The 5,214-nt window shown below is 53.1% G+C and carries 4 protein-coding genes; all 4 read right to left on the bottom strand.

Features of this window, described 5'->3' with window-relative positions:
- On the bottom strand, positions 1 to 2,386 hold a 2,386-nt coding region (locus ACP7IZ_RS13335; RefSeq protein WP_426849642.1), incomplete at its 3' end, for an efflux RND transporter permease subunit.
- On the bottom strand, positions 2,386 to 3,540 hold the full coding sequence (locus ACP7IZ_RS13330; protein ID WP_039891523.1) for an efflux RND transporter periplasmic adaptor subunit: 1,155 nt from the start codon (positions 3,538 to 3,540) through the stop codon (positions 2,386 to 2,388). The genes ACP7IZ_RS13335 and ACP7IZ_RS13330, both read right to left, overlap by 1 nt.
- Positions 3,537 to 4,772, bottom strand: a complete 1,236-nt coding sequence (locus tag ACP7IZ_RS13325; protein WP_006115452.1) for a TolC family protein — start codon at positions 4,770 to 4,772, stop codon at positions 3,537 to 3,539. The genes ACP7IZ_RS13330 and ACP7IZ_RS13325 overlap by 4 nt, the downstream gene beginning before the upstream one ends.
- 18 nt (positions 4,773 to 4,790) lie before the next feature.
- Complete coding sequence (locus ACP7IZ_RS13320) at positions 4,791 to 5,213, bottom strand: hypothetical protein (RefSeq protein WP_426849639.1); 423 nt, start codon at positions 5,211 to 5,213, stop codon at positions 4,791 to 4,793.
- Position 5,214 lies beyond the last annotated feature (1 nt).

Below are 5,214 nucleotides of genomic sequence, written 5' to 3'. Positions count from 1 at the left end.
CATGCACATGCGCCACTTGTGAAAGCATGACATTCCCCTGCCCATCCATACGCCGGACAGGCAAGGCAGCAATAGCTGTCGCTGAAGCCATATGGCGGCCGTTCAGGCGCACCTGGGTGCTGATAATGGCATTGCCAACAATAACAGGTCGTGCACCAATATGCCCCCCTATGGCTTCCACCGTATCCAGAATATCCTGTACTGCCACGTTGCGGCTGGCAGCCTGTGCGCGCTCAATGTCCACCACAACCAGCGGTACACTGCCATCACCCGCCGCTGCCACATCTGCGGCACCTTTTACACTTGAGATAGCCGCTACAACCTTGCCTCCCAGAGTGGCGAGTGTTGCCAGATCATCACCAAAAATCGAAACCGCAATCTGTGTTCTTACGCCAGAGAGCAGATCATCCATGCGCATTTGCACCGGCTGGCTCCAGGAATACAGCGCATCTGGCAATTCTCGCCGCAATGTCTCATCCATTGCAGCCACCAACCCAGCCTGCGTACGCGCGGTTTTCCATGTTGATGGCGGATTGAGAAGAATGAAGCTATCCGTTTCATTCACACCCATCGGGTCTGTGGGAATGGCGGATGTGCCTGTATTGCTGACAACCGTTTTGACTTCAGGAAAACCCCGCAGAATCTGTTCCTGTCTTGTCACCGATGCAAGCACTGTCTCCAGAGATGCTGAAGGCAGACGTGTGGTGGTAACAGCCAAAGCTCCTTCATCAAGCTGGGGAATGAACTCCCCACCTAGACATGTTGCAAGACCTGCCGATAACACCAGAACGGCCAGTGTGCCCCCAAACAGAAGCCGCGGATGTGCTTCTCCCCACTCTGTCAGATGTACATATGGAGCACGCAGGCGAGCAATCAGCCATGTATCTCCTTTTGGCCGCACACGTGCCAAAGCCAGAGCCGCAATTACGGGAATACAGATGAAGCAGTAAGCCAGCGAAGCTAGAAGCGCCATGATAACCGTTTGCGCCATAGGCCGGAACATATGCCCTTCAATGCCCTGCAGGGTCAGAATAGGCAGATAGACCATAATAATGACCAGTATGGCGAAGCCCACAGGCCGCATGACCTGCTGAACGGATGAGACAACCAGCGGCATAAACGCGGCTTCCGGCTCCTCCTCCCGCCTTGAAAGAATATGCTCAATAACTACCAATGAGCCATCAACAATCATGCCAAAATCAATTGCGCCAAGGCTAAGCAAATTGGCTGAAATGCCAAAATACCGCATGCCGGCCATGGCGCAGACAAGAGCTACTGGAATAACGGAGGCAATCACCAGAGCGGCCTGCCAGCTTCCCATCACAACCACAAGCACCGCTATCACCAGCACGGCACCCATCAGCAGGTTATCGCGCACGGTCGCGATTGTTTGCCCGGTTAATGTGGCGCGGGTGTAATAGGGCTCCAGCGTAACACCCGTTGGTAAGGATTGCCTTATGCTTGGCAAGGCACGATTGATGGCAGTCAATGTGGCGTTGGAACTTGCGCCACTTTCCATCATCACCACGCCAATTACAATTTCACCCTGCCCATCACGGGTAACAGCGCCAAGGCGTGTGCGTGCGCCAGTTGTAATGTGCCCAAGATCTCGCAAACGTATGATGGAGCCATCGGCATTGGCGCGTACGGCAATGTTGCCAAAATCCGCAAGGCTGCTGATCAACCCACGCCCGACAACACTTTGCTGTTCGGCATGATGGGTGATCCACCCACCGCCTGATGCCGCATTGTTTGCATCCACTGCGCGATAAACCTCACTCACTGAAAGGTTGCTGGCAATCAGCCGGGCAGGATCCAGTGCAACCTCATAGGTTTCTTCCGCGCCACCATTGACGTTTACATCCACAACACCCGGCACAAGCCGCATCTGCGGGACTACCGTCCAGTTCATGATCCGGTTGAGTTCCATAAGTGAGCGCCCTGCTCCCTTGATCTGGAACTGCATGATTTCACCCATGCCCGTTGCAAGCGGCCCCATGCTTACGGTGATACCCGGCACAGATATGGAACCCCGCGCCTGCTGGATGCGCTCATTCACACGCGTGCGGTCAAGATTGATATCCGTGTCATCAGCAAACTGCACATAAACAACCGAAACCCCACCACGGGAAACAGAGCGCAGATCTGTGAGACCGGGAATACCGGTCATACTGGCTTCAACCGGAAAGGTGATCAGTTTTTCCACTTCCTCGGTCGCAAGGCCTGGAGCCACAACGGATACAAGAACCTGTTTTGGGGAAATATCAGGCACAGCCTCCACTGGCAGTTCCAGCACTGCCATCATACCTGCCGCCAATATCAGAGCCAATCCACCCAGCACCAGCATGCGGGCCCGCAGCAAAGCTTCCAGGTATTTACGGGCCATCAGTCTGCGTCCATTCCGGCCAGCCCGATGATTGATTTCAGGGCAAAACTGCCGTGGCTGACCACTGCCTCACCCTCTTTCAAGCCTGAGCTTACAACCGCATGCATGCCATTATCCAAGACCACATCCACCACCACAGGCCGGTAATGCGTTTTATCTATCTGCACAAATACGACGTTATGGACATCAATTTTCTGAATGGCATCTGACGGCACGACCATTCCCGTTACACTGTCACGCTCCGTCAGGCTGGCATCCAGCACCATGCCTGGAACCAACACACCAGTTGGGTTGGAAACACGGCTGATAACACGCACCAACCCTGTTTGCGGGTTGGCCATGCCATCCACTGTATCAATCCGGGATGTGATGGCACCATCGTTGGTCTCTGTGGTCTGTAGGCCTCCAGGTTGAAGACATGCTGCTTGTTCCGGCGTAATATCCGAAACAATCCACACGTCAGACAGATCCGCTACGCTTGCCACGTTTGTAGTTGGCGTTAGGTCTGCGGCGACAGATGTGCCCAGCGTTTGCACCACACCATCAACCGGAGAGATCAGGGTTGATACCTCATCCTGCTGTTTTCGGCTGCTTTGTTCAGAAGATGAATTGAACTCCTCATTAAACCGATGACCCAATGTATCCACATCTGCCTGTCGGGCACGCATGGTTGCATCTGCCTGCGCCAGAATATCCTGCCTGCGGCGCAGCTCTGCCAATGAAAGAGTTTGACCAACCAGTTGTTTTGCGCGCTGCACTGCGGCTGCGGCATCATTTCTACTGGCAATGGCAGCTGTTAACGCGGCACGCATCTGAATGGCTTGAAGCCGTGCACCATGGAGAGAATGATCCTGATAGCGCAACAGGACCTGTCCTTTACGGACCGAAGCACCTGGCTGCACCAAAACGTCCAGCACTTTGCCGCTTCCGGCTGGATGAATATACACAAGCCGCGTGGTATCGGGCATAACCCGGCTGATAACTGGCAGAATGCGAGAAACCTTACCGGATTTGGCAAAGGTCACTGTAATACCTTCATTTTTTATCGCTGCCATATCTAGCGCGACAACCGAAGGGAGTATCTGATCTTCCGCATTGGCGAGAGGTGACATACAAAAACACACAGCGAAATACGCAAGGATGCGTCCTTTCATGGTGTAATCCCCATGGCAATCATCATACGCAGCGTTGCGACATGCCACTCCACCTCTGCTCGAGCGTTGGCAAATTGCGCATTGCAGGCAGCCTGTTCTGCCTGCATGACAGTTTCGAGCGTTGCCTCTCCCACCCGCCAGGCATGCTCTTCTGCCGCTGCACGCTTTTGCATATTTGCCGCGGCTATACGGGTGGTCTGCCGGGCAGCTGTGGCGGCCATCAGCCGAGCCCGCACACGGGATATTTCCAGATGTACCATGCGCCGGGCCTGTATTTCCTGACTATTGGCAGAAGCAAGCCTGTTGCTGGCCTCAGACATAATCGGTGTATTCCGGGCCTCGCTTGGTAGTGGGATGCTGAAGTTGACACCAACCCGGTCATCCCATGGGCTGCCATACTGTTTTTCATGAATCACATCGATACCCAGTTCTGGATTGGGCATAAAAGAGCGGCGGGCAAGCTTCATATTAGCTTGTGCAGCTTCTACATTTTTGTGTGCGGCTTTTACGCGCGGATCATTGTCTTCCATATCACGCGGTTCCACAAACCGCACATGTGCCATATCTGCACCATGAGAAAGATCAACCTCAACTGGCTGGGCAAATAAAACTTCCAGTTCAGCCTGAGAATTTTCCAGATATTCTTGCGCCAATGCCTGTTCATTACGGGCATTTTCCATTTCTGACTGTGCTATCTGGCTTTCCGAAGATGAAGATTCACCCACATGCGCAGAATGGGCAATCAAACTGTTTATCCTGCTTGCATACTCATACAGTTGATGTGCCGCCTTTAAACGTTCCTGCGCAATCTGTGCTTTGGCTGCCCCATCCAATACCCTTATGGAAAGCGACAGGTATTCAACATTTAGCTGCTCATCCAGAGATGCGGCTTCAGCACTTGCAACCTGACGTGTGGCACTTCCCTGCCCTGGTAACCAGAGCGGTACGGACACCCCTCCCTGATAGGTGGTGTACCCTTCATTACTGCCGATTGCATGGTCATCCATATATTCACCGGACAGAGTTGGGCCGCCAGCAAACCATGACCCTGCCGCACTGCTGCGCGCCTTTGCAGAATGATGGCCAACCTGCAATTCAGTGCGCACAGGATCAACCGCCCAGGCCATATTAACGGCTCTATGAAAATCTATTTTTTCTGGCATGTTCTGGGCATTTGCGGAAAATATGCCGAATGAAAATGTCACAATACTTAACAGCAGGATTTCACGCATGAGGTTACACGCAGCCTCCTACGGAATAATCGGCTTGTTATGCGTAATTCGGGAGGCGAGGTCATTCCATAGATTGACCGTTGCCAAGTTGATGTCGCCTTTTATGGATGAAGGTGACTGGGTGCGTGAAAAAGACGTCAAGGCCATGCGTTCACCAATCACAAAACGCCCTTGCGAAAATAATGTGACGGAAAGCGATCCCAACCGCCCCTGCCCGGCCGGACGCTTGATAGACACCCGCATATGTGGTGGTGGCACAGCAATGGCGTGAAATGCCTGAAGTTCTGTTTCTCCTACAGGACAGGCAACACTCTGCAAGACTGCATGCCGTAAAACAGAATGTGGATAGCCTGCATATGAGCCATCTATATGCAGAAGAATACCTTCTTCCGTTCCCTTACAGATACTTTCTGTTTCGGTATAAGAGACACATCCGCACAGG

The organism is Acetobacter sp. AAB5 (assembly GCF_050106715.1).
In the GTDB taxonomy this organism is placed as follows: Bacteria; Pseudomonadota; Alphaproteobacteria; order Acetobacterales; family Acetobacteraceae; genus Acetobacter; species Acetobacter oryzifermentans.
Note: the sequence above shows the minus strand (reverse complement) of the source record. Positions and strands in the feature narration are given on the sequence as shown.